This window comes from Streptomyces sp. RB17, assembly GCF_009604455.1.
GTDB lineage: Bacteria > Actinomycetota > Actinomycetes > Streptomycetales > Streptomycetaceae > Streptomyces.
In genome coordinates this window covers 241,772-265,037 of the sequence record NZ_WEGL01000006.1, presented here as the reverse complement: position 1 = coordinate 265,037, position 23,266 = coordinate 241,772, and the positions used below count along the sequence as shown (strand labels likewise).

Annotated in this window: 20 protein-coding genes; 12 read left to right on the top strand and 8 right to left on the bottom strand. The window is 72.8% G+C overall.

What is annotated here, in order from left to right; translation table 11 throughout:
- Positions 1-91 precede the first annotated feature (91 nt).
- The 4 genes from SRB17_RS26410 to SRB17_RS26395 are packed head-to-tail and all read right to left on the bottom strand — an operon-like array spanning position 92 to position 4,318.
- Entirely contained in the window at positions 92-502 is a 411-nt protein-coding gene (locus SRB17_RS26410; protein WP_153542644.1) for a DUF742 domain-containing protein, read from the bottom strand.
- A gap of 19 nt (positions 503-521) precedes the next feature.
- Positions 522-959 carry a roadblock/LC7 domain-containing protein gene (locus SRB17_RS26405; RefSeq protein ID WP_153542643.1) on the bottom strand — a complete coding sequence of 146 codons (438 nt, stop codon included), beginning with the start codon at positions 957-959 and terminating at the stop codon, positions 522-524.
- Positions 956-3,496 (bottom strand): nitrate- and nitrite sensing domain-containing protein, encoded by a 2,541-nt coding sequence (locus tag SRB17_RS26400; RefSeq protein ID WP_194294145.1) that lies wholly within the window; start codon positions 3,494-3,496, stop codon positions 956-958. Before SRB17_RS26400 ends, SRB17_RS26405 begins: the two co-directional genes overlap by 4 nt.
- A gap of 48 nt (positions 3,497-3,544) precedes the next feature.
- Complete coding sequence (locus tag SRB17_RS26395; RefSeq protein WP_153542642.1) at positions 3,545-4,318, bottom strand: MHYT domain-containing protein; 774 nt, start codon at positions 4,316-4,318, stop codon at positions 3,545-3,547.
- A gap of 151 nt (positions 4,319-4,469) precedes the next feature.
- On the opposite strand from SRB17_RS26395, the gene SRB17_RS26390 reads away from it, so the two are divergent.
- On the top strand, positions 4,470-5,075 hold the full coding sequence (locus SRB17_RS26390) for a class I SAM-dependent methyltransferase (protein WP_153542641.1): 606 nt from the start codon (positions 4,470-4,472) through the stop codon (positions 5,073-5,075).
- A 27-nt stretch (positions 5,076-5,102) separates the two neighbouring features.
- On the opposite strand, the gene SRB17_RS26385 is transcribed toward SRB17_RS26390, so the two are convergent.
- Positions 5,103-5,858: an alpha/beta hydrolase gene (locus tag SRB17_RS26385; RefSeq protein ID WP_323376259.1), complete on the bottom strand. Its 756-nt coding sequence runs from the start codon at positions 5,856-5,858 to the stop codon at positions 5,103-5,105.
- A 110-nt stretch (positions 5,859-5,968) separates the two neighbouring features.
- Here SRB17_RS26385 and SRB17_RS26380 point away from each other — a divergent pair, with 110 nt between their 5' ends.
- Positions 5,969-6,502, top strand: coding sequence for a PadR family transcriptional regulator (locus SRB17_RS26380; RefSeq protein ID WP_323376349.1), 534 nt, complete (start codon positions 5,969-5,971; stop codon positions 6,500-6,502).
- On the opposite strand, the gene SRB17_RS26375 is transcribed toward SRB17_RS26380, so the two are convergent.
- The gene (locus SRB17_RS26375; RefSeq protein ID WP_323376348.1) at positions 6,479-7,384 is read right to left on the bottom strand and encodes an oxygenase MpaB family protein; all 906 of its coding nucleotides are present in this window, start codon (positions 7,382-7,384) and stop codon (positions 6,479-6,481) included. The genes SRB17_RS26380 and SRB17_RS26375 overlap by 24 nt on opposite strands.
- Positions 7,385-7,484: 100 nt before the next feature.
- Here SRB17_RS26375 and SRB17_RS26370 point away from each other — a divergent pair, with 100 nt between their 5' ends.
- Together SRB17_RS26370 and SRB17_RS26365 are read left to right on the top strand one after the other, a co-directional pair.
- Entirely contained in the window at positions 7,485-7,781 is a 297-nt protein-coding gene (locus SRB17_RS26370; protein ID WP_323376258.1) for a hypothetical protein, read from the top strand.
- A gap of 141 nt (positions 7,782-7,922) precedes the next feature.
- Complete coding sequence (locus SRB17_RS26365; protein ID WP_153542638.1) at positions 7,923-8,810, top strand: hypothetical protein; 888 nt, start codon at positions 7,923-7,925, stop codon at positions 8,808-8,810.
- Between the two features lie 674 nt (positions 8,811-9,484).
- Here the strand turns inward: SRB17_RS26365 and SRB17_RS26360 are convergent.
- Positions 9,485-9,667 carry a hypothetical protein gene (locus SRB17_RS26360; RefSeq protein WP_153542637.1) on the bottom strand — a complete coding sequence of 61 codons (183 nt, stop codon included), beginning with the start codon at positions 9,665-9,667 and terminating at the stop codon, positions 9,485-9,487.
- Between the two features lie 270 nt (positions 9,668-9,937).
- Between SRB17_RS26360 and SRB17_RS26355 the strand changes: the two genes are divergently transcribed.
- From SRB17_RS26355 to SRB17_RS26345, 3 genes are all read left to right on the top strand, one after another.
- A complete protein-coding gene (locus tag SRB17_RS26355; protein ID WP_323376257.1) occupies positions 9,938-12,820 on the top strand; it encodes a DEAD/DEAH box helicase in 2,883 nt (960 codons plus the stop codon).
- Positions 12,817-14,109, top strand: a complete 1,293-nt coding sequence (locus tag SRB17_RS26350) for an SWF or SNF family helicase (RefSeq protein WP_153542636.1) — start codon at positions 12,817-12,819, stop codon at positions 14,107-14,109. Before SRB17_RS26355 ends, SRB17_RS26350 begins: the two co-directional genes overlap by 4 nt.
- A gap of 131 nt (positions 14,110-14,240) precedes the next feature.
- Entirely contained in the window at positions 14,241-15,581 is a 1,341-nt protein-coding gene (locus SRB17_RS26345; RefSeq protein WP_153542635.1) for an esterase-like activity of phytase family protein, read from the top strand.
- 82 nt (positions 15,582-15,663) lie between these two features.
- Here the strand turns inward: SRB17_RS26345 and xylA are convergent, their stop codons facing one another.
- Positions 15,664-16,830: a xylose isomerase gene (gene xylA, locus SRB17_RS26340; RefSeq protein WP_153542634.1), complete on the bottom strand. Its 1,167-nt coding sequence runs from the start codon at positions 16,828-16,830 to the stop codon at positions 15,664-15,666.
- Between the two features lie 153 nt (positions 16,831-16,983).
- On the opposite strand from xylA, the gene xylB reads away from it, so the two are divergent.
- The 5 genes from xylB to SRB17_RS26315 all read left to right on the top strand — a co-directional run bounded on the left by xylB (position 16,984) and on the right by SRB17_RS26315 (position 23,266).
- Entirely contained in the window at positions 16,984-18,438 is a 1,455-nt protein-coding gene (gene xylB, locus SRB17_RS26335) for a xylulokinase (RefSeq protein ID WP_153542633.1), read from the top strand.
- A 34-nt stretch (positions 18,439-18,472) separates the two neighbouring features.
- Complete coding sequence (locus SRB17_RS26330) at positions 18,473-19,681, top strand: ROK family transcriptional regulator (RefSeq protein WP_153542632.1); 1,209 nt, start codon at positions 18,473-18,475, stop codon at positions 19,679-19,681.
- A gap of 270 nt (positions 19,682-19,951) precedes the next feature.
- Positions 19,952-21,436 carry an APC family permease gene (locus SRB17_RS26325; RefSeq protein WP_153542631.1) on the top strand — a complete coding sequence of 495 codons (1,485 nt, stop codon included), beginning with the start codon at positions 19,952-19,954 and terminating at the stop codon, positions 21,434-21,436.
- A 61-nt stretch (positions 21,437-21,497) separates the two neighbouring features.
- Positions 21,498-22,511, top strand: coding sequence for an acetamidase/formamidase family protein (locus SRB17_RS26320; protein ID WP_153542630.1), 1,014 nt, complete (start codon positions 21,498-21,500; stop codon positions 22,509-22,511).
- A 146-nt stretch (positions 22,512-22,657) separates the two neighbouring features.
- Positions 22,658-23,266, top strand: a complete 609-nt coding sequence (locus SRB17_RS26315; RefSeq protein ID WP_323376256.1) for an N-acetylmuramoyl-L-alanine amidase — start codon at positions 22,658-22,660, stop codon at positions 23,264-23,266.

Sequence of the window (23,266 nt, the reverse complement as noted above, 5' to 3'; positions counted from 1 at the left end):
GCACCTGATGTGACTGACTCGCGTCCGGTCGGAGGCGGAACGCGTTCGGATCGGGTTGCTGCGCGGCGTACGGCGCCTTCGGAACGTTCATCTACAGCGCTCGCAGCCCCTCGATGACCTCGCGCAGAATCCGCTCGTCGGGCAGGTGGGCCGGCGGCACGGGACGGCTGATGACCACGCAGCCGAGTTCCAGGAGGTCGCCGAGGAGCACCCTGACGACGCCGACGGGAAGGTCGGCGTCCGCCGCGAGTTCGGCGACGGACTGTGTCTCCGTGCGGCACAGCTCGATGAGGGTCCGGTGCTCGGGGCCGAGCGCGGCGTCCTCGAGCGCCGGTGCCGCGGGGTCGAGGGTGACGAGGGCGATCAGGTCGAAGCGCACCCCGGTGGGACCGGGCTGGGTGCGCCCGCCCGTCATCGCGTACGGGCGCACAAGCGGTCCGGCTTCGCCGTCGTACCACTGACTGCCCGGCTCCCACTCACCGGCGCTCTGGTTCTCGGTCATCTGTGCCGCCCGTTCCGGGTCATCCGGCCGCGGGCGGCTGCGCGGCGACCCGTGGCGGCGTGTACAGGTGCTCGCCGACCCGTTTGACCAGGCGCGCCATCTCGTAGGCGACCAACCCGATGTCGGCGGAGACGGCGGTGAGCACGGCGAGGCAGGAACCGTCACCGGCGGCGGCCACGAACAGGAACGCGTCGTCCATCTCGACCATGGTCTGCCGCACGCCGCCCGCTCCGAAGTGCCGTCCGGCGCCCTTGGCGAGGCTGTTGAAGCCGGAGGCCACGGCGGCGAGGTGCTCGGCGTCCTCCCGCGCGAGGGCGGTCGAGGCGCCGACGGCCAGTCCGTCGTTGGAGAGCACGACGGCGTGCCGTACCTCGCTCACGCGCATCACCAGGTCGTCGAGCAACCAGTCCAGTTCGCCGGGGCGCTGTCCGGCCCTCGCGTTCGGGTCCTGGATCATGCCGGGTCTCCTTCGCTGCTGTCACTGCCCGTTTCGGGTCCCCGGGCGGCGCCGCGCCCGGGCTGTCTGCCGCCGCCGCGCGCCCAGCCGTCGCGGTAGGCGGCCATGCGGTCCCGCACCAGTTCGGGAGTGCGCCGTTCGTCGCTGTGCCGTGCGGTCCCGGGCGCGGGTGCTTCGGGAGGCTGCTGCCGGAGCTGGGGTGCGAGGCTCGCCTGGCGGACACGACGTGGGAGGTCGTCGGAGCTCTCGGAGTCGTCCGGCGGTCGGTGCAGCCTCAAGGCGGTGACTCCGGGGGGTGGGGTTTCATGGCCGGTTCCCTGCGGGCCGGGCTCGTCGGCGGCACCGTGCGGGCCGGCAGCGGTGGCCGCGAGAGCCGGGCGGTCCGACCGTGCGGCGACGGCGTCCTGGCGCGGATTTGTGTCGGGCACGCGCGCGTAGTCGCGTTCCGGCTCCTGACGGGGCTGCTCACCTTGGTGGGAGGGACGTTCGGCCGCGCCGCCGTGCAGCAGGGCGGTCGGCAGCAGGACGACCGCGGTGGTGCCTCCGTAGGGGGAGGTCCGCAGATGCACCTTGACGTCGTGCCGGGAGGCGAGCCGGCTGACCACGAAGAGTCCGAGCCGGTCACTGTCGAACAGGTCGAGGGCCTCGGACTGTTCGATGCGTCGATTGGCCTCCGCGAGAGTCTCGGCGCCCATGCCGAGTCCCCGGTCCTCGATCTCCACGGCGTAGCCGTTGCCGACGGGTTCGCCTGTGACACGCACGCGCGTGTGGGGCGGCGAGAACTGGGCGGCATTCTCGACGAGTTCGGCGAGCAGATGGGTGAGGTCGGCGACGGCGGCACCGATGACATGGGCCTCGGGGAGCTGGCGTACCTCAACGCGCGCGTAGTCCTCGACTTCCGACACGGCGGCCCGTACGACATTCGTCAGGGACACCGGCATGCGCCAGGCCCGACCGGGTGCGGCGCCGGAGAGGATGATCAGGCTCTCGGCGTGCCGCCGCATGCGCGTGGTGAGGTGGTCCAGGCGGAACAGGTCGCTGAGTTCGTTGGGGTCGTCCGAGCGGCGCTCCATGCTGTCCAGGAGGCTGAGCTGGCGGTGGACCAGCACCTGGCTGCGGCGGGCCAGGTTGACGAAGACGCCGGAGATGCCGCTGGCGAGTTCGGCGCGTTCCACGGCGGCGCGCAGGGCGGCCCGGTGGACCGTGGTCAGCGCTTCCGAGACCTGCCCGGTCTCGTCCTCGGCGGGTGGTCCGGCCGGCGCCTCCGCCTGGATGTCGATCTCCTCGCCCGCGCGCAGTCTGCGCATCGCTTCGGGGAGCTTGCGGCGGGCGATCTCCAGGGCGTCGTTGCGCAGGCTCACGAGTTCGACCACGAGGGCGCGTCCGATGCGGACGGAGATGACGAGCGATGCCGCGACGGCGGCCAGGCCGAGGAGCACGGCGGCGCCCGCGGGACTGAGCAGGCCGCGGGTGAACGGGTCGGCCCGCCCCGCGACGGCCCGGCCCGTGTCCGCCGCGATGCCCTGCATGCCGTCCTGCACGCGCGCGTGAGCGACGCTCCAGGCGGCCTGCGGTGCCGCGTCGGTCGGCCTGCTGCCGGGACCGGCGGCGACGATCTTGTCCTCGGCGGCACCGAGAGCGGTGTAGGCGTCGCTGTCGGCGAGGTCCTGCCAGGCGGCGCGTTGGGCGGTGGGCAGATCGGCGACCGCGGCGTCGGTGAGGGTACGGCGCGCGGCGACGGCGGCGTCGAACAGCCGTAGCCGCTCGCCCTGCAGTTGCCCGGCGCTCCGCGCGCTGCCGAGCAGGGTGTCCTCCTGGGCCAGTGCCTCGGCGCCCCGGCTGAATTCGAGCAGCACGCGCGCGTCCGAGCCGACGTCGTCCCGCTGGATGTCGGTGAGGGCGCCGTCCACGGTGAAGGCCGCGCCGATGGTCTTCGTGTACTGGGCGTACGCCGTGTCCCAGCCGGCCTTGCGGTCGAGTACGGCCGTGCGCAGGGCGCGCAGGTGCTCGGCACCGGTGACGAAGGCGTCGAGGCGGCCGGAGACACCGGCGGGCAGTTCCTGACTGTCGGCGACGGTGTTGTTGCCGCCGAGCCGCAGCTTGGCCACCGCCCGGTCGGTGCGGGCGGCCAGGCTGCGCAGGTCGGTGCCGTCGCCCGTGCCCGGCGCGGTGGCGTAGCGCACGGCTGCGGTGCGTTCGGCCTGGAGGGCGGTGACGGCCGCGGCCACCGGGGTGCGCAATTCGGCGTCCACCTGCTGGGACTGGCGCAGCCGGGCCACGTCCTGGGCGGTCGTGACGGTGGCGTACGCCCACAGGGCGAGCAGGGAGACGACCGGCACCATCAGCAGGCTGACCACCTTGGCGCGCACGGTGCGGGGGCGCAGATGCCGGCGGTTGCCACGCGCGCGTGCCTTGGCCGGCGGGGTGCCGAGGGGGCGGTCGGTCTCCTCGGCGGCGGGCGGTCCGGCGTGTGCGCGGCGGCCGCGCGGCGGGTGCGCCGGAGTGCCGGCTTTCGGGGTGGTACGGGGTGGGCGCATGGCCTCCTCGCTCGGGACGTGGGTCGGGGCGCTCGGGCCGGGCTCCCGCTAGCGGGCGATGCTCTCGACGGGCCGCTGGGCGAAGGCGGACGCCTCTCGCTCGTCGGCCGTGGGCGAGAGGGCGACGAAGGCCGAGGTGATGAACAGGTAGGACCCGAGGCCGACGGCGAGGGGGAAGATGAACTGCATCGCCGTGGCCCCGGGCAGGGCCTCGCCGGAGGGGTTCACATGCACGCTCACCGCGAACATCCCGGTGTAGTGCATGCTGCTGACGGCCGCTCCCATGACGAGGGAGGCGACGGTGACCGCGAGGGGCGACTTGATGTTGAGTCCGGCCCACAGGGCCGCGGTCGCCGCCACGACGGCGATCAGCACCGACACTCCGACGAGGACGGGGTCGTACCTTATGTCGCCGTGCAGCCGGACCGCCGCCATGCCCAGGTAGTGCATGCTGGCGACGCCGATCCCGGTGGTGAGTCCGCCGAGCAGGAGCGCCCGGGTGCGGTCGCGGCTGTAGCCGACGGCGAAGACGCCGGCCCAGACGACGACCATGGCGACGAGGAGGCTGAGGATGGTGAGCGGCACGTTGTAGCGGATGTCGGTGCCGCTGACGCGGAAGCCGAGCATGGCCACGAAGTGCATGGTCCAGATGCCCGTCCCGATGGCGGAGGCCGCAGTGATGAGCCAATTGCGGCGCGAGCGGCCGGTGGTGCCGAGCGCGCGGACGGTGCAGCGCAGTCCGAGCGCGGCGCCTATGCAGGCCATGACGTACGACAGCACGGGGGTCAGCCAGCCGAAGGCGGCGTGGTCCAGGTGTCCCATGGCCAAGGGACGCTAGGGGGGCACGGGCGCACATAGGGGGCGCATTTCGAAAGGTGTTGGAATATGACAGGCGGATGCGACGGAACGATCGGGTCCGGCCCGAACATGTGCACCTATGTATCCCCCGTGACGGTGAGGAATTATGCGGAACATGACCGACGACCACACACACGTGCAGGAGTTCTTCACCGTCCGCGCCGCCGACTGGGACAGCCGGTTCCCCAGCGACGGCCCCACCTTTGCGGCCGCCGTCGCCGATCTCGGGCTGCGGCGGGGTGACCGCGTGCTGGACGCCGGCTGCGGCACGGGGCGCGCCCTGCCGCCGCTGCGGGCCGCCGTGGGCGCCTCCGGGGTGGTACTGGGGGCCGATCTGACGCCGGCGATGCTCAAAGCGGCGGTGCGGGCAGGCCGGAACCGGGACGGGCGGCTGCTGCTCGCGGACGTCGCCGCGCTGCCGCTGCGGTCCGGGTCGCTGGACGCCGTGTTCGCGGCCGGCCTGATCGCCCATCTGCCGCACCCGGAGAAGAACTTGCGGGAGCTGGTCCGGGTGGTGCGGCCCGGCGGCATGCTCGCGCTGTTCCATCCCATCGGCCGCGCGGCGCTGGCGGCACGTCAGGGCCGGCAGATCACACCAGGCGACCTACGCGCCGAGGCCAACCTCGGTCCGCTGCTGCACCGGTCGGGGTGGACCATGACGTCGTACGTCGACGAGGACGCCCGTTTCCTCGCGCTCGCGGTGCGCACGCGCGAGGACTGAACTTCGCATCGCCGAAAGCCGGGCGGGTCAGTCCGTTCCGGCGACGGCCGCCGCGAAGGCGTCGGGGTTGTCGAACATGACGTTGTGACCGGCGCCCGGCACCGTCACCACGCGCACCCCGGCGGCTTCCAGGCTCTCCCGGCCCGCCAGTTCTCCGCTCAGCTCACCCTGGAGGTAGACCCGCTCGACGGGCAGCTTCTCCAGGATCGTGCGCATCACCGGGTCCGATCCCTGGCGCAGGCCGACGGCGCTGCGGTGCAGGGCGCGCGGGTCGGCGAGCCGCATGGTGGCCGCCCACAGCGGACCGACGGCCTGCAGCACGCGCGCGTGCTGCTCGTCGACGAATTCGTCCTCTTGATAGGCGGCAATTCCGCTGCTGGCAGCCGTGAGCGGCGGGAAGGCGTCCAGGTTGGCTTCGGTGAGGACGAGCCGGGAGGCGAGGTCGGGCCGCCGGTGGGCGAGCACGATGGCCACCGCGCCGCCCATGCTGTGTCCGATCAACTCGGCGCCCCGGACGGTGGCTTCGTCCAGCGCGACCGCCACCGCGTCGGCGTGCTCCTCCAGCGTGTAACCGAACGTCTCGGGCCGGTCGCTCAGGCCGTGTCCCGGCAGATCGATGAACAGGCTGCGCCGACCTGCCAGTTCGGCACGGGCCGCGATGTGCGCGTGATAGACAGCGGACATCGAGCCGAGCCCGTGCACATACACCCGCGCGGGCTCCGCCCCCGGCGCCTCGGTCCAGCGGATCCGGCTGCCCTCATTGTCGAACACGGCCTGCTTCACGTTGCCCTCCCTGGCATCCTCCGACGCCCCAAATATACATCGAGACCGATGTATACCTGCAAGGAAGTATCAAGTTGGCGAGGTACAGCGTCCCGCGCGAGAATGCGGCCGTGCTCGAACTCGCCATCCTCGGTTTCCTCTACGACGCCCCGCTGCACGGATACGTCCTGCGCCGGCACATCGCGGCTCTCACCGGCCATGTCCGGCCCGTCGCCGAGAGCACGCTGTACCCGGCGATCAAGCGGCTGGAGAAGGCGGGCCTGCTGGTCCGGGCCACCGAGCCGGGAGCCGTGGCCGCCCCACGCCACGTACTGAGGCTGACCGAGGAGGGCAGACGTGAGCTCAGGCGCCGGCTCGCCGAGCCCGCGCAGCGCGAGATCACCGACGAGAACCAGTGGTTCACCCTGCTCGCGTTCCTGCGGCACCTGGAGGATCCTGCCGCCCAGGCGGGCGTACTGCGGCGCCGGCTGGCCTTTCTGGAGGAGCCGGCGAGTTTCTTCTACGACGGCGACCGGCCGCTGCGCGCCGAGGAACTGGACGACCCGTTCCGGCGCGGGATCCTCACCATCGCGCGTGCCACGAGCCGGGCCGAACTGGCCTGGCTGCGCGACACCCTCGCCTCACTCGACGACGTCGGCCGCTGACCCGTCCCGGTGGCGCACCGGGCAGCCGCCCAGCCCGGGCACCGGGCGGGTGCCCAGCTCGGCCACCCGGTAGCCGCCCGGGTAGCCCTTGACCTCCCGGTTCTGGCGGGCGAAGTGCGGGGCGCGGCGCGGCGGCAGCAGCCGGACGAGCCGGCCACGCGTGCGTACGGCTCGACGCACGAACGCCGAGGTGACCGCGCCGGGCGGGGTGTAGCGGAAGGCGCGCAGCAGCGGCTCGTCGAGCAGAGCGAGCGTCACGGTGCGCAGCAACGGCGCCAACGGACGTGGGTACCAGGACGCCATGAGGTCGAGTGTGGCGTCCGAGACACGCCGGGCCTGGTCGTCCCAGCCGAAGTGTTCCTCCTCGTACGCGTCGAGGAGCGCCTCGAACTCCTCGTACGTCTTGGGGATGCCGGGAATGCCCATGTGCCGGCCGAGGGTGCGGTAGTACTCGGTGGCGGCGACGATCTCGTGCCGCGACAGCCGCCGCCAGCCGTAGGCGTCGATCCAGCGCCTCGGCATCACGACGAAGGTGCTGAGCACATATCGCATGTCGTCGTCGCTGATGTCGTAGCTGCGGTGCATCTGGTTGATGCGGCGGATCGCGGTGCGGCCCTGCGCGGAGGCGAAACCGTGCTCGACGACGGTGTCGAGGAGCAGCACGGTGTCGTCGTACCGCTTCTGCGTGCGCTCGGTCAGCTCCGCCGTCCGCGCGAGCAGCCGCCCGATGCCGGGCACGGCGTACGTGCGGTACAGGGCCAGCTCGAGGGCGCGGGTGTAGTCCCAGGGAAACTCGAACGCCGCACTGAGCCGGTAGATCTCCACGGCGTCCGCCACGGGGTCCAGCCGGCGGATGTGCCCGAGCCGCTCGAAACGCTTCACCACGTCGTCCCCCTTCTGCCGCGGAAAGTACAACTCTACGTTGAAAGAGAGCAGATGAAGGATCGACGACGAGACCCCGTTCGGGGGGAGGGTGGTCCGCGTGTTCGGCCAGATACGCAAGTACGCCGCCAGACTGCGCACCTCCACGCGCGAGCAACCGGTGGGCACTCGGGAGGGACGTGCGCACAACTTGTTCGAAGCCGCGGCCACTTATGTCGTGGCGCGCGCGGAGGACGATCAGGATCGGATCGAGGAGGCGGCTGCCTGGGTCTCGCCGGAGGCGCTGTCGTTCGGGGTGAGCGAACTCGCCTGCCGGGCCGTCGTCGCACTGGCCCGGGAACGCGACGAGTCGCCTGCGGCGGTGGCCCGTGATCTCCTCGGGCTCCCCACGGGCTGAGCGGAAGCTCCCCGTCCGCCGTGGTCGTTTCGCCCCCGTCCAGGCGGAAACCTGCAGCTCCGCGTGGTGTGAGGAGTCGTGACAAGCGGCTTCCGCTCGCACTAGGGTGCGCGCCGATGGACGAACCACTGGGAGGCAGGGATGGCCGGGACCGCCGATGAGGCCGTCGCCGCCGCGGACGATGCGCTGTACGTACTGACGGCGGTGCTGCTGACGCCGGCACAGTTTCCGAGCGTGCTGGGCGACGACTATCCGGAGGCATGTGCGGCGCTGGGACTCGCGCCGCTCGCCGACGGGTACGGGCTGGTGCTGGGCCAGGACGGCGGCGGTGCGCGCTGGACGGTCGTGATCGACGACGTCTCGCTGGTCGCCGTGGCGATCGCGTCCTGGGACTGCGGCATGGAGTACGAACTGTCCCCGGACGAGCGCGCCGTCGTGACCGCCCTGCCGGGCTGGCCGCTGGCCGTCGCGGTGGCGGCTCCCGGTGTCCCCGCCCCGCACGACCCCGATCCCGGGGTGGTGGACCGGCCTGCGCTGAGTCCGCCGGACACCAGCACCTGGGGACCGGCCCAGCGCCGCCTGGGCGCCGACGAGATAGCCCTGCAGTGGGCGACGTGGCGGCAGCAGATCGACACAGAGGCATTCTCGACACCGGACGGCCAGGCGACGCCGGACGGGCCGGAAAAGCCGGCCGAGCGGGAGGAGCCGGAGGAGGCCGAGGATTCGTCGCCTGAGGGCGGGCAGAGCGTGCCCCAGAGCGGCCACCAGAGGGTCAGGCGGGTGCTCGCGGAGGCACGCGCCTACGTCGAGTCGCCGCCGCCGCTCGGCCGGGTGCGCTCGTCGTTCGCCCCCGGTGACGCCCGTACGCTGCGCGCCGACGGCCCAGGGTGGTCGCTCGTGGCCCGCACCGACGACATCGCCTTCGTCCTGCTCGACGAGGAACCCGGCGAGGTCCTGCCGGTGGGCCGGGGCCCCGAGCTGCCGGGCCTGTTGGAGGCACTCGACAAGATGGCCGTACGGCCCCTCTGAGGCCGGACGGCGCCAGGCCGGCGGCGAGGGCGGTCCTACGGCACACCGCCTGATTGGGACGTCACTGCGGCCGGCCGCCTGCCGCTGGACGCGCGTACGGGCGCCGCCGACGGCCACCGGCGGCACGCCGGCCATTCCAGCACCGGACGGCCCGCACCTGGCCCCTCCAAAGGCCGGGTGACGACTGCACGACCCACGCGGAAACGCGGGACCGGACGACGACCGCACGACCCGCGCCGGGCCCCGACACCGGACGACGACCGCACGGGCACGCACGGCCCCAGGACCGTCCGACGGCCATGAAGACCATGCGGCCCACGAGAACGCGGGACCAGACGCCGACCGCACGCCCCCGGCGGAAACGCGGGATCAGACGCGAGGGCGCCGCCTGCGCGCGGACTCGCGGTGGCCGGGGCCGCCGCGAGTCCGCGAGTCCGCGTGTCCCGCGACGACCGTACGGACCGGGCAAGACCCGGCAGCCGTACGTTGCGAGGCACCCTGGCGGCTGCTCAGCGCTGTCCCGACCGCCAGGCGCTGCCCCGAAGGCCGGGCGGGCCTTGGAGCCCGCCCGCCCCCGAAGTCACCCCTGCACGTCCCCGACGGCGTCCACGGGCGGTGAGCCGGCGGCTCTCACGTCTCGGCAGCCGGATCCGTCCGCGGCGTCCACGGTCCCGTCAGCGGCCGAGTTCCTTGCGCGAGACCCGGCGGAGCCTGCGCCGCTGTGAGGGGTCCAGCGCCAGATACGCGGCCGCCGGAACCCCGACCACGATCAGGAACGTCACCCACCAGGGCAGCCAGATCAGCAGAATCAGCCCGACCGCCACACCCCCGACGGCGATCTTCGCACTGTTGGACATGAGCGTCGCCTCCTTCGCGGCCACCGGCCGCTCTCTGCTCTGAAAACGGCCCCCCGCTCCCCGCGGTTCCAGGGCTCGCCCCTGAGACATCCCTGAGGCCCACCCCTTAGGGGAATGATGTGCCCGCGAGCGCCACCATCGTTGGCCACCCCTCGAACAGATTGTGAAGCGGCCCGGATCACGAGGCCAGTATGCCCGGGCCGGTCCCCTCGTGCTGTACCCTCGGCGACCCGACCCCCAGTAGTCAAATTTGAGGAGTGCGGCAGAGCTGTGCAGACCATTCCCACGGCGCCACCCCCCGAGCTCGCCGAACTGGCCGGCTGCTGCACGGTGTTCCTGCCGTCCGACCCGGCGCGCACCGGCCGGATCGCCTTCTGGCGACCGGACGGCGAGGCCCCTCCCGCCGTAGCCGAATCCGTCGCCGCCGACGTCTCTCTGGCGGAACTGGAGATCGTGAAGCCCACGGCGGACGGCGGCGTCGAGCAGGTCCGCACGCCCGCGCTCCTGCTGCCCGTGCGACGCGCCCTGCCTTTGCTCAGACACGCGCGTGCACTGCGCCAAGTACATCGCTCGTGCGGTTTCTGGGCCTACGCCTGCCACCTGGCCCTGCACTTCCTGGCCCGTGGCCTGCTGCTGCCGGGGCTCTCCCCCGACGATCACGACGCCTGGCGGGTGGGCCCGCTGTCCGCGCGGGACGCGGAGCTGGTGCGCCAACTCGCCGTCGCCATGCCCCCGGAGGCCCATGCGGTACCGCTCGCGGTCCAAGGGCAGCCCCGCCTCCCGGAACCGGAGCGGCTGCTGCGCGCTTTCCTGGACGCGGTCGCCGACGTGCTCCCGCGCTCCCCCGCGGCCGAGGCGGTGACCGGCGGCCTCGCGTACGCGGCGCCCGAGCCCCAGCGGCTGCCCGCGCTTCGGGCCTGGGCCGATGACATCGCCGCAGGTCATGACGCGGGCGTACGGCTGTCGCTGCGCGTGGAGGTCCCCGGGCTCGACGCCGCGCAGGCGGACGACGCGCCCGTCCGGTTCCGTGCGGTGCTGCAGGTGCACGGCGTGAGCGGAGCGTCGGACGTCCTCGATGCCGCCGCCCTGTGGACCGGCACCGGAGCCGTACCCGAACCGGTCGGCCCACGCACGCGTGCCGACGCGTTGCTGGCCCTGCGCCGCGCCGCCCACGCCTGGCCGCCGTTGACCCCACTGCTCTCCGCCACCGTCCCCGACGCCGTGGACCTCGCCGACGACGAGATCGCCGAGTTGTCGGGCGAGGGCGCACAGTCCCTGGCCGCGGTGGGAGTCGACGTCCACTGGCCGAAGGAACTGTCGCGCGACCTCACGATGCACGCGACGGTCGGCCCGCCTGACGACGGAGCGACCGCCCCGCGGGATACGGCGACACCCGTGTCCCTGCTCTCGCCGGACGCCATGGTCCCCTTCAGCTGGTGGTTCGCGCTGGGCGGGCGGGAGCTGTCCCGGGACGAGCTGGACCGGCTCGCGGAAGCCAAGCGTCCCCTGGTGCGGCTGCACGACGGATGGGTCCTGGTCGACGCGCGGCAGGCACACCGCGCCCGGACCCGGAAGGACGGCACCCTCGCCCCCGTGGAGGCACTGGCCGCCGCTCTGACGGGCTCGGCGGAGGTCGACGGCCACCAGGTGGACGTGCGGTCCTCCGGGTGGCTGGACCGGCTACGGGAACGGCTCACGGACACCGGTACCGCACGCACTGTCGGGCAGCCTCCCGGGCTGGCCGCCACGCTGCGCGACTATCAACTCCGCGGTCTCGACTGGCTGGCCGGCATGACGTCTCTCGGCCTGGGCGGCTGTCTGGCCGATGACATGGGCCTCGGCAAGACGGTCACGCTGATCGCGCTGCATCTGCACCGGCAGACGGACGCCTCGGCCGCCGGTCCCACGCTCGTCGTCTGCCCTGCCTCCCTGCTCGGCAACTGGCAGCGCGAGATCGAGCGGTTCGCCCCCGGTGTGCCGGTGCGCAGATTCCACGGTCCCGGACGCACTCTCACAGCCGTCGCGGACGGGGAGTTCGTCCTGACCACGTACGGCACGATGCGCCTGGACGCCGAGCGGCTCGCCGCACTGCCCTGGGGCATGGTGGTGGCCGACGAGGCACAGCACGTGAAGAACCCCTACTCTGCGACCGCTCGGGCGCTGCGGCGCATCGGGGCACGCGCGCGCGTGGCGCTCACCGGCACGCCGGTGGAGAACAACCTCACCGAACTGTGGGCCATCCTGGACTGGACGACTCCCGGCCTGCTCGGGCGCCTCGGCACGTTCCGCGCACGCTTTGCGCAGCCGGTCGAGGGCGGCCTCGACCCGGCCGCCGCACAGCGGCTCGCGAGGCTCGTCCGGCCGTTCCTGCTGCGCAGGCGCAAGTCGGACCCCGGCATCGCCCCCGAGCTGCCGCCCAAGACCGAGAGCGATCATCCGGTGGCCCTCACCCCCGAACAGGCAGGGCTGTACGAGGCGTTGGTCCGCGAGACGCTGGACCGGATCGCGGCGGCCGACGCCATGGCCCGCCGCGGACTGATCGTGGGGTTGCTGACCGGCCTGAAGCAGATCTGCAACCACCCGGCGCAGTTCCTCAAGGAGGACGAGCCCCGGCTCGCGGGACGCTCGGGGAAGCTGGAGCTGCTCGACGAACTTCTCGGCACCATGCTCGCGGAGGGTTCGGGCGTGCTCGTCTTCACCCAGTACGTGCGCATGGCCCGGCTGCTCGAACGGCACCTGTCGGCCCGTGGGGTGCCGTCGCTGCTCCTGCACGGCGGCACCCCGGTCGCCGCGCGCGAGGAGCTGGTGCGGCGTTTCCAGGACGGCGAGGCACCGGTGTTCCTGCTGTCCTTGAAGGCCGCCGGGACGGGCCTGAACCTCACCCGGGCCGAACATGTCGTGCACTACGACCGCTGGTGGAATCCAGCGGTCGAGGCCCAGGCCACCGACCGCGCGTACCGCATCGGGCAGACCCGCCCGGTGCAGGTCCACCGGCTGATCGCCGAGGGGACCCTGGAGGACCGCATCGCGGAAATGCTCGGACGCAAACGGGAGTTGGCGGATTCCGTGCTCGGAGCCGGCGAGGCAGCGCTGACGGAGCTGAGTGACGCGGAACTCTCCGCGCTGGTGGAACTGCGCGGGGAGGGGCGATGAGCCACTACGACGACGAGCGCGAGCAGGACGCGGAGGCGGGGCGCACGTTCGCCGCACTGCCGCCGGCACGCGGGCGTGGGTTCGCGCAGAGCTGGTGGGGTCGCGCCTGGCTGCGTGCCCTGGAGGACGCCGCGCTGGACGCGACGGCGGTCAGGGCGGGGCGCCGGCTCGCGCGGGCGGGCGCAGTGGGCGCGGTGACCGTGCGGCCGGGCCGGGTCACCGCCGTCGTACGCGACCGCGGCGGCGCGGCCCACCGGGCGGACGTCCTGGTGCCGGAGCTGTCCGAGGAGGAGTGGGGACGGTTCCTGGACGCGGCCGTGGAGCGGGCCGGGCACATGGCCGCGCTCCTCGACGGCGAGCTGCCTCCGCATCTGATCGAGGACGCCGCGGTCGGCGGGGTGGAGCTGCTGCCGGGCCTGGGCGATCTGGAGCCCGAGTGCGACTGCGGGACGTGGGACCACTGCGGGCACACCGCCGCGCTGTGTCACCAGGTGGCGCGGCTGCTGGATGAGGATCCGTTTCTGCTTCTGCTGCTGCGCGGGCGCGAGAAGGACGCGTTCCTGACGCAACTGCACGTGCGCAGTGCGGCGCCCTGCTCGGAGCCCTCCCCGTCCGTCGTCGGCGGCGTGGACGCGGCGCAGGCATGGGCGGCGGGGGACATCCTGCCTCCGCTGCCCGAGCTGCCGGCCCTCCCGCGGACGCCGGGCACGCCACCGTCCCTCGCCGCCGGGACTGCGCCGGCGCCCGGGATCGAACCCCTGGCGCTGGAGCACCTTGCGGGCCGCACCGCGGTGGAGGCGTACCGGCTCCTCGCGCAGGTCCTCCGCTCGGTTCCCTGGGACGGCACTGCCCTGACCTCCGCGCAGGACGCCGTGCGGCTCGCGTGCGGGGCGCCCTGCGATGCCGTCACCGAGCGGCTCGCGGAGAAGTCGGGCCGTGGTCGCGAGGGGCTGGCGACGGCTGTCCGCGCCTGGCGTGCCGGAGGCGTGGCGGCGCTGCCGGTTCTCGACGAGGAGTGGCAGGTGGAGGGCGTGCTGCTCGCACGCGCGCGTGCGGCACTCGAAGCCGCCTGGGAGGAGGGCGAACGGCCGCCGTTCGACACGCGCGGCAACCGGTGGACGGTTCCGGGCGAAGGGCTCCAGCTGCGCCTCGGCCGGGACGGCCGCTGGTGGCCGTATCGCGAGGAATCGGGTCAGTGGATTCCTGCGGGCGGGCCGGACCGTGATCCGGCGACGGCAGTGGCGACGGCACGGCTCGACACCGAGTCGGAGGAGCGAGAAGGCCTTTGACGGCACGTCACCAGACAAGGCACCGCGATCCGACGAGCGGCAGACGCTGCCTGTTCACCCAGCGGTCGCACGGCGTTCCTCACGGGGCCCAAATCTGGCCGCTGTCGACGAACTTGTCTCCAGGAGGCCCGATGTCCCCGCACGATGCCGGCCGGCGCCGCGTCCACCGTTCCGTCGCCACGGGCCTGCCGCTGGCCCTGGCGGCCGCTCTCGTGGCCGCGGGAACGGCCGCGGCGGCACCGTCGCGGGACGCCCGCGTCATCCGCACGGCGACGCTCGGCGAGATTCCGCTCGGCTCGTTCAGCAACGCGCTGCTGCCCGGCAGCGTCGACGACGACCACGGGGTGAAGCTCGGCGGCATCGGCAGTGACATCTACCCGGCGGGCCGCAAGGGCGAGTACTGGACGGTCACCGACCGCGGCCCCAACGGGCAGATCAAGGTGGACGGCAAGAAGCGCCGCACCTTCCCGGTGCCGGGATTCGACCCCGCGATCGTGAAGATCCGGGTCTGCGGAGACACGGTCCAGGTCGTCGACGCGATCCCGCTGACCACCTCTTCCGGGAAGGCCGTCACCGGGCTGCCCGATCAGCAGAGCCGCGACGAGGCGCCGTACACCTACGACGCGAAGACGCCGCTCTCGTATGATCCGAACGGCCTGGACACCGAGGGCATCGTGCGCGCCGCCGACGGCACGTTCTGGCTCGTCGACGAGTACGGCCCTTCGCTCGTCCACGTCTCCGCGCACGGGAAGGTGCTCACCCGGTACGTGCCCAAGGGGCTCGGCCTGAAGGGCGCGGACTACCCGGTGGTCGAGGCGCTGCCGTCGATCTTCCTGCACCGCAAGATCAACCGGGGGTTCGAGGGGCTGGCGCAGCTTCCCGACGGTGACCTGGTGATGGCCCTGCAGAGCCCGCTGTCGCTGCCGGACGCGGACGCCGGGGACGCCTCGCGCACCACCCGGCTGCTGCGCTTCTCGCCGCGCGAGAAGGCCGTCACCGCCGAGTACGCGTACGGATTCGACCCGGTGAACGTCGTCGACCCGAGCGAGAACGACACCTCCGAGCTGAAGATCTCCTCGGTGGTGGCCGTGGGCGGCGACCGGCTGCTCGTCGAGGAGCGCACGGACAAGGCGGCCCGGCTGCAACTGGTCCAGCTGGGGCGCAGGTCGAGCATCCTGGGCGGCCCCTGGGACGACGACGCGACCTCGCCGTCCCTGGAGCAGTTGGACGATCCGGCGGCCGCCGGCGTGCCGGTGCTGGCCAAGCGGCTCGTGGTCGACCTGAACAAGGTCGACGGCGTGCAGCAGAAGATCGAGGGCATCGCGCGCGTGGACCACGACACGCTCGCCTTGATCAATGACAACGACTTCGGGATGACCGACGGCGCAGGCGCCTTCGACGCGCAGGGACGACTTGTCGACAGCGGGATCAGGACGACCGTCGTCTACGTCCGGCTGCCCGAGGGACTGTGACGCCCCTCGACCGGACAGTCCGGAAACCGGACTGACGGAGGGCCGGGGCGCGGCGCGTGCCGCACCCCGGCCCTCCGTGCGTTCAGCCCCGCGCGCCCAGCAGGTGGTCCATGGCGAGCTGGTCGAGCCGCTCGAACGCCATGCCGCGCCCGGCAGCGGCCTCGACGTCGAAGTCCTCGAAGGCGGTGCGGTCGGCGAGCAGGGCCTGCAGTCCGTCCGCGGCGGTGGGCCGGGCCAGCTCGTCCAGCCGCGAGTCGCGCAGCGCCTGCTGGACCGCCGGGTCGGCGCGGAAGGCGGCGGCCCGCTCCTTGAGGATGAGGTAGTTGCGCATGCAGCCGGCCGCCGAGGCCCACACGCCGTCGAGGTTCTCCGTCCGCGGCGGCTTGAAGTCGAAGTGCCGCGGGCCCTCGTAGCCGGCGCTCTCCAGCAGGTCGACCAGCCAGAACGCCGCCCGCAGGTCACCGGCGCCGAACCGCAGGTCCTGGTCGTACTTGATGCCCGACTGGCCGTTGAGGTCGATGTGGAACAGCTTGCCCGCCCACAGGGCCTGCGCGATGCCGTGCGGGAAGTTCAGGCCCGCCATCTGCTCGTGCCCGACCTCCGGGTTGACGCCGTACAGCTCGGGGCGCTCCAGGCGCTCGATGAAGGCCAGGGCGTGGCCGACGGTGGGCAGCAGGATGTCGCCGCGCGGCTCGTTCGGCTTGGGCTCGATGGCGAAGCGCAGGTCGTAGCCCTGGGCGGTGACGTACTCACCGAGCAGGTCGAAGGCCTCCTTCATCCGGTCGAGGGCGACTCGTACGTCCTTGGCGGCGCCGGACTCGGCGCCCTCACGCCCGCCCCAGGCGACGTACGTCTTCGCGCCCAGCTCGGCCGCGAGGTCGATGTTGCGGATGGTCTTGCGCAGTGCGTAGCGGCGCACGTCGCGGTCGTTGGCGGTGAAGGCGCCGTCCTTGAACACGGGGTGGGTGAACAGGTTGGTGGTGGCCATCGGCACGGTCATGCCGGTGGCGTCCAGGGCCTGGCGGAACCGCTTGATGTGCGATTCGCGCTCGGTCTCCGACGACCCGAACGGGATCAGGTCGTCGTCGTGGAAGGTCACACCGTGGGCACCCAGCTCGGCCAGGCGCTGCACCGTCTCCACCGGGTCCAGGGCACGGCGGGTGGCGTCGCCGAACGGGTCCCTTCCCTGCCAGCCGACGGTCCACAGGCCGAAGGTGAACCTGTCCTCGGGGGTGGGCTGGTAGCTCATGCCGCGGCTCCTTGCTGCGTTGCGACTATTTCGTCATGGCGGTTTACAAATTAGTATGCACCCGCGCCTCTGGGAAGAGACAAGATGTCTTTGTCCCGCAGAGCCGCCGAAAGTCACAGATGTCGCGGAACATCGCGGAAAAGGGAGAGCCCCATGTCAGCAGCCGAGGGTCCGCTCGTCGTCGGCGTGGACACGTCCACCCAGTCCACGAAGGCACTGGTCGTCGACGCGGCCACCGGCCAGGTGGTGGCGAGCGGCCAGGCGCCGCACACCGTGTCCACCGGCGCGGGCCGCGAGAGCGATCCACGTCAGTGGTGGGACGCATTGTGCGAGGCGCTGAGCCAGTGCGGTGACGCGGCGCACGAGGCCGCCGCGGTCTCGATCGGCGGCCAGCAGCACGGCCTGGTCACCCTGGACGAGCGGGGCGATCCGGTGCGTCCGGCACTGCTGTGGAACGACGTCCGCTCGGCACCGCAGGCCCGCCGGCTGGTGGAGGAACTGGGCGGGCCGAAGGCCTGGGCGGAGCGCACGGGCAGCGTGCCCGGCGCGTCGTTCACGGTCACGAAGTGGGCGTGGCTGGCCGAGCACGAGCCGGAGTCGGTCCGTGCGACCAAGGCGGTACGGCTCCCCCACGACTACCTCACCGAGCGCCTGACCGGGCAGGGCACCACCGACCGCGGCGACGCGTCGGGCACCGGCTGGTGGGCGTCCGGCACGGAGACGTACGACGCGGAGACCCTGGCGCACGTCGGTCTCGACCCGGCTCTGCTGCCCCGGGTGGTGCGGCCGGGAGAGGTGGCCGGCACCGTGCGCGACAGCCACGACCTGCCGTTCTCCAAGGGAACGCTGGTCGCCCCGGGCACCGGCGACAACGCGGCGGCGGCGCTCGGACTCGGCCTGCGGCCGGGCACCCCGGTGCTCAGCCTCGGCACCTCCGGCACCGTGTACGCCGTCTCCAGGCACCGCCCGGCCGACCCGACCGGCACGGTGGCGGGGTTCGCCGACGCACATGGCGACTGGCTGCCGCTGGCCTGCACCCTGAACTGCACGCTCGCCGTGGACCGCGTCGCGGCGCTGATGGGCCTGGACCGCGAGGCGGTGGAGCCCGGCGGTTCCGTGACCCTGCTGCCGTACCTGGACGGCGAGCGCACCCCGAACCTGCCGAACGCCTCGGGCCTGCTGCACGGCCTGCGCCATGACACGACCGCCGGGCAGCTGCTGCAGGCCGCGTACGACGGCGCCGTGCACGCGCTGCTGGGCGCGCTCGACCTGGTCCTGGACGAGGAGGCGGACCGCAGCAGCCCGCTGCTGCTGATCGGCGGCGGGGCACGCGGGACGGCCTGGCAGCAGACGGTACGGCGGCTGTCCGGGCGGCCGGTCCAGGTCCCCGAGGCCCGGGAGCTGGTCGCCCTCGGAGCCGCGGCACAGGCCGCCGGCCTGCTCACCGGCGAGGACCCGGCCGCGGTGGCCCGCCGCTGGAACACGGCCGCGGGGCCGGTGCTGGACGCCGTGGAACGGGACCAGGAGACGCTGGAACGGATCACCGGGGTACTCTCCGACGCGGCCCCGCTGCTGGAGCGGGGGACGCAGACCACCCCGCGCGCATGAGCCGGGCGACAGACACCGAGGACTGACTTCAGGCATGACCGCACCGCTGCACGAGGCCCGCCCGCCGGGTGCCGGCCGCGCCCTGCCGGACACCCAGCAGGGCATGCGCCGGCGCAACCTGGCCCGCGTGATGCACGCCGTCAGCGCGGAGGTCTCGCTCTCGCGGGCCGCGGTCGCCTCGCGCATCGGGCTGACGCGGGCGGCCGTGTCGACGCTGGTGGACGAGCTGATCCGGTGGGGCCTGCTGGAGGAACTGGGCCCGGAGCGGCCGGGCCGGGTGGGCCGGCCGGGATCGGCACTCGCGGTGAGCAGCCGCGGGCCGGCCGGGATCGGCGCCGAGATCGGTGTCGACCACCTCGCGGTGTGCGCGGTCGATCTGCGCGGTGCGGTCCGGGCGCGGGCAGTACGGCACGGGGCCAACCGGGGCCGGGCGCCCGCACAGGTGGGCGCGGAACTGACCGAGCTGGTCCGCCGGGTCGTCGCGGAGGCGGAGCGGGAGGCGCTGTGGCCCGCCGGGGTCGCGGTCGCCGTGCCCGGACTCGTGGCGCGGGACGGCCGAACCGTCGTACGCGCCCCGAACCTCGACTGGCAGGACACCGACCTCGGCGCACTGCTGCCCGGCGACTGGCAGCTGACCGTGGACAACGAGGCCAACTTCGGCGCGCTCGCGGAGCTGTGGCTCGGAGACGGCGCGCCGCGTGACTTCCTGCACGTGTCGGCCGAGATCGGCATCGGCGCCGCGGTCGTCGTCGACGGCGGGCTGCTGCGCGGTACCCGCGGCTTCGCGGGCGAGCTGGGTCACGTACCGGTGCGGCCGGACGGACCGCCCTGTCCGTGCGGCAGCCGGGGCTGCCTGGAGCAGTACGCGGGCGAGGAGGCGGTGCTGCGCGCGGCGGGGCTGGAGCCGCGCGAGGACCTGGTGGGCCTGCTCGCGGAGCGCGCCGAGCAGGGCGACGAGAGCGTACGGGAAGCCCTGCGGGACGCCGGTACGGCGCTCGGCATCGCCCTCACCGGGGCGGTGAACCTCCTCGACCCCGAGACGGTGGTCCTGGGCGGCGCACTGGCCGGCCTCTCCCCCTGGCTGCTGCCGTCCCTGGAGACGGAGCTGACGAGCCGCACGGCGGGCCCGCCCTGCCCCGTGACGGTGTCCCGGCTGGGCCCCGAGGGCCCCCTGCTGGGCGCGGCCCACTCGGTCGTCCGGGGCGTCCTGGACGATCCGGCGGTGGTGGCGGAGCGTTCCTGAGGTCCCGGGTCGAGTCGTCAGGGGCTCCGGGCCGCCCGGCATCGAGGGGATAGCGGCTGCCGGTGTTCACCCGATCGGGTGGCCGGGTTTTCCACAAGTGGAGGCTTCTCCACGGATGCGGTGTGCGCTCTTCTGCCCAACCCGCCCGCGCCGTACCGTGATTCACGCGAGGCACGGCCGACGGATCGTCAAGGTCCTCGGGGGCCGGACGGTTGACGGTACTTCACACACGTCGGGTGGCGGTGGGCTGACGGGCATCGGGGGACACACATGCAGGAGGAGAGGACCGGGGCGCTGCGGCGCGACGCCGTCGGGCTGCGCGAGGTGCTGTTCCAGAGCGTCACGGCGATGGCGCCGGCGGCCGCCGTGGCCGCGTCCATCCCGGCCGGTGCCGCCTTCGCCGGCGGCAGCCTGCCGCTGGCGGTGCTGATCGCCCTGGTGGCCTGTCTGTTCACCGCGTCCTGCGTGGCCGAGCTGGCCCGGGAGCTGCCGTCCGCGGGCTCGGTGGCCACGTATGCGGCGCGGGGGCTGCACCCCGCGGTCGGGTTCCTCGTCGGCTGGGGTTACGTCTTCGTGGAGATGCTGGTCCCGCCGCTGCTGCTCCTCCAACTGGGCTTCACGGCGGCGGGCACGCTGCACGAGGAGTGGTCCTCGTACCCGGCGGACCTGTGGTGGCCGTGGTCCCTGGCGGGCGCCGGCATCATCGCCGTCGCCGGTTACCTGGGCGTCCGGGCATCGGCCCGCTTCGGCACCGTCCTCGGTGTCTTCGAGATCCTCGTCTTCCTGGTGTTCGCGGTCCTGCTCATCGGCAAGGCGGGCGTTGCCAACACCCTGTCGGTGTTCGGCACTTCGCACACCGCCGACGGTTACGCCGGGATCAGTGGTGTGTTCGCCGGGTCCGTGTACACGGTGCTGGCGTTCGCGGGATTCGAGGCCGCGGCGCCGCTCGCCGAGGAGACACGCGACCCCCGGCGGACGATGCACCGGGCGGTCCTCGGAGCGGCCCTGGGCATCGGCCTGTTCTATGTGATCACGACGTACGCGATGACCGTCTACTTCGGCCCGGACCGCTTCGCGAAGTTCGGGGCCTCGGGTGCGGCCTCCTGGGACGGCGTCGCCCGGGCATCCTTCGGCCTGTTCTGGGTGCTGGTCTTCCTGGCAGTGATCAACTCCACGATCGCCAACGCCAACGCGTGCGCCAACGTCTCGACCCGTACGGCCTTCGCCCTGGCCCGCGTCCGGGTCCTGCCCCGCCTGCTCGCCACGCTCCACCCCCGGCACCGCTCCCCCGTGGCCGGTATCTCACTGCAGACCCTCGTGGCGGTCGGGGCGGTCCTGGGACTCGGTTTCGGCTACGACCCCGTGACCGCGTTCCTGCTGCTGGCCACCGTGATCGTCACGGTCGTCGTCGGCGTCTACATCGTCGTGAACCTCGCCTGCGCCGGCTACTTCCTGCGGTCCGGCCGGGCCGCCGTCAAGCCGGTACGGCATCTGCTGTTCCCGGTGCTCGGCATCGCGGCCTTCGTCCCCGCCCTGCTGACGGCCGCCGGTCTTCCGGTCTTCGACTTCGTCACCGAACTGACGGCCCCGGTGTCCTACGCCGGCCCGATCGTCGGCATCTGGATGGCGGCCGGCGTGGTGGTGCTGCTCCTGCTGATACGGCGTCACCCCGAGCGCATAGCCGAGACCGCTCGGGTGCACCTCGACGCGTACGACCCGGCCGGGCCACGGCACGACGGGACCGTGCCCCGGTGACCCGCGGGCGCCCCGTCCGCAAGCTCCCCACCGCCTTCGTCCAGAAGGGACCACCTCCACGATGACCGACCCTCGCATCCTCACCGTGCGCCCGGAACCGGACGAATTCGCCTGGACGTTCGGCGGTGCGCCGCCTGTGGCGCGGATCGCGCCCGGCACGGTTCTCGACCTGTACACGGAGGACTGCTTCGCCGGCCGGGTGCGCTCCGAGAAGGACCTCGTCTCCGAGGTCTGCGAGTTCCCGTTCCTGAATCCGCAGACAGGCCCCTTCCACATCGAGGGCGCCGCACCCGGCGACACCGTGGCCGTGCACTTCGTGTCCATCGAACCGGCCCGCGACTGGGCGGCGTCGACGACGGTCCCGCTCTTCGGCGCCCTCACCTCCACGCACACCACGGCCGGCCTGCAGCCCCCGCTGCCGGAACGCGTCTGGATCTGGCAGCTGGACCGAGCCCGGCGCACCGCCCTCTTCCAGGCCCAGGACAGCGACATCGAGGTGGAGCTGCCCATGGACCCCATGCACGGCACGGTGGGCGTGGCCCCCGCCAATCTCGAGGTGCGCTCGGCCCTGGTGCCGGACGCGCACGGCGGGAACATGGACACCCCCGAGATGCGGGCCGGCGTCACCTGCTATCTGGGCGTCAACGTCGAGGGCGCCCTGCTCAGCCTGGGCGACGGGCACGCACGGCAGGGCGAGGGCGAGACCTGCGGCGTGGCCGTGGAGTGTGCGATGAACACCGTGGTGGTCGTCGAGCTCCTCAAGGACGTCGCCACACCGTGGCCCCGCCTGGAGTCGGACACCCACATCATCTCGACCGGCTCGGCGCGCCCGCTGGAGGACGCGTTCCGGATATCGCAGCTCGACCTGGTGCAGTGGCTGGCGCGCGACTACGGGTTCAGTGAGCCGGACGCGTACCAATTCGCAACCCAGGCAGTGGAATCCCCGTTGGCCAACGTGTGCGACACGAACTACACATGCGTGGCCAAGCTCCGCAAGGAGTGGCTCCCGGCCCGCGAGACGTACCGGGGCGTGCACGCGCGGCTGAGGGAAACCGCGCGGGCGCTGCGGGGCTGACAGCGGCCGCGCCCCCGGACACGCGCTCCCGACTCGTGGCTGCCCCCACACACCCCCACAACTCCTGACGCCCCCCACACTCCGAAAGGCACCCGCCGATGGGCATGGACATGGATCCGGTTGGACCTGCACAGCGAAGAGATCCGGTGCTACCGGCGGGCCAGGGCAAGCCGCGCCTGAGCAGACGACGGCTGCTGAAGGGCGCCGCGCTCGCCGCCGTCCCCTACGCCCTGCTCCCCGAGCCACGCGCCGGTGCGCGGGCCGGGGCCGTCGACTACCCGCCCGCCGAATGGCAGCCTGCGAGTCCCTCCAACTACACCGCGTCCGACCGTCCCGGCCGCTACGCCATCGACCGCGTGATCATCCACGTCACGCAGGAGACGTACGCCAACGCGCTGGCGATCTTCGGCAATCCGGAGAAGAAGGTGTCCGCGCACTATCTGGTCCGCTCGGCGGACGGGCATGTCGCGCAGTGTGTGCACGAGGCCGACATCGCCTGGCACGCGGGCGACTGGGACTACAACACCCGCAGCATCGGCATCGAGCACGAAGGGTGGGTGGACCAGCCGTCCTACTTCACCGACGCCCTCTACGAGCAGTCGGCGAGGCTCACGGCGGCGATCTGCGAGAAGTACGGCCTCCCGAAGGACAGGGAGCACATCATCGGCCACTACCAGGTGCCCGGCACCGATCACACCGATCCGGGCCCGTACTGGGACTGGGTCCGCTACCTGAGGCTGGTCAACTTCGCCTAG

Coding starts and splice junctions, on each gene's coding strand:
- SRB17_RS26320 (WP_153542630.1), top strand. CDS start 21,498: ATGACCGACCCTCGCATCCTCACCGTGCGCCCGGAACCGGACGAATTC.
- SRB17_RS26330 (WP_153542632.1), top strand. CDS start 18,473: ATGACCGCACCGCTGCACGAGGCCCGCCCGCCGGGTGCCGGCCGCGCC.
- SRB17_RS26325 (WP_153542631.1), top strand. CDS start 19,952: ATGCAGGAGGAGAGGACCGGGGCGCTGCGGCGCGACGCCGTCGGGCTG.
- SRB17_RS26405 (WP_153542643.1), bottom strand. CDS start 959: ATGATCCAGGACCCGAACGCGAGGGCCGGACAGCGCCCCGGCGAACTG.
- SRB17_RS26395 (WP_153542642.1), bottom strand. CDS start 4,318: ATGGGACACCTGGACCACGCCGCCTTCGGCTGGCTGACCCCCGTGCTG.
- SRB17_RS26365 (WP_153542638.1), top strand. CDS start 7,923: ATGGCCGGGACCGCCGATGAGGCCGTCGCCGCCGCGGACGATGCGCTG.
- xylA (WP_153542634.1), bottom strand. CDS start 16,830: ATGAGCTACCAGCCCACCCCCGAGGACAGGTTCACCTTCGGCCTGTGG.
- SRB17_RS26400 (WP_194294145.1), bottom strand. CDS start 3,496: ATGCGCCCACCCCGTACCACCCCGAAAGCCGGCACTCCGGCGCACCCG.
- xylB (WP_153542633.1), top strand. CDS start 16,984: ATGTCAGCAGCCGAGGGTCCGCTCGTCGTCGGCGTGGACACGTCCACC.
- SRB17_RS26390 (WP_153542641.1), top strand. CDS start 4,470: ATGACCGACGACCACACACACGTGCAGGAGTTCTTCACCGTCCGCGCC.
- SRB17_RS26360 (WP_153542637.1), bottom strand. CDS start 9,667: ATGTCCAACAGTGCGAAGATCGCCGTCGGGGGTGTGGCGGTCGGGCTG.
- SRB17_RS26350 (WP_153542636.1), top strand. CDS start 12,817: ATGAGCCACTACGACGACGAGCGCGAGCAGGACGCGGAGGCGGGGCGC.
- SRB17_RS26410 (WP_153542644.1), bottom strand. CDS start 502: ATGACCGAGAACCAGAGCGCCGGTGAGTGGGAGCCGGGCAGTCAGTGG.
- SRB17_RS26345 (WP_153542635.1), top strand. CDS start 14,241: ATGTCCCCGCACGATGCCGGCCGGCGCCGCGTCCACCGTTCCGTCGCC.